Here is a 706-nt window from a genome sequence, read left to right on the forward strand (position 1 = left end):
TCCCACAGATTCAGCGGCTATAGCCAGTGAACTTAAAAAACAGGCCAACAAAGCGCTGGCAGATAATTTAAATAACTATATAGATGTGCCTGTAGCACTAGACTCAACATTAACAGATCAGGCCAAACAAGAAGCAAAGAAAAGGCTGGAAGAAGAGCTGAATACCAATATCCCAACAGACTCAGCAGCCATAGCCAATAAAGCGGCTTCAATGGCTGACCAAACCATCAAAGATGAAACAGGTATTGATATTAAAGGCGTACCCAAAGACTCTGCATCGGTAGCTAAGGAAGCCAAAGACCTTTTAAAAAGTGAATTTGCCAGCCAGACAGGTTTAGAGGCTCCTGATATTACTATTGATTCTACCACAGTAGATCAGGTAAAGGAGAAAGCCACCCAAAGGGTAGAAGAGGAGATAGAGAACAGTGATTATTTTAAAGAATTGGGTAACCCTGAAAATGGCGGAGTGGGAGATGTCCAGGAAACCATGGAGCAGCTGAAACAGCAAAATGCTAAAAGTGAACTGAAGAAAAAAATGACCTCACAGGCCAGGGACTATTTGACCCAAAACTCAGAGAAGATACAGCAAGTACAATCCAGAATGAGTGAGCTTAAGAAGAAATACAGCATGGTGCCGGATAGCGATGATCTGTCAACGGCCAAGAAAAGAGGCTCGTTAAAAGGAGAATCGTTTTGGAAAAGATTG

1 protein-coding gene is annotated in these 706 nt (G+C 42.4%); it reads left to right on the forward strand.

Features of this window, described 5'->3' with window-relative positions:
- On the forward strand, positions 1-706 hold a 706-nt coding region (locus E1140_RS04335; protein WP_221412628.1), incomplete at both ends, for a hypothetical protein.

This window comes from Fulvivirga lutimaris (assembly GCF_009711525.1).
GTDB lineage: Bacteria > Bacteroidota > Bacteroidia > Cytophagales > Cyclobacteriaceae > Fulvivirga > Fulvivirga lutimaris.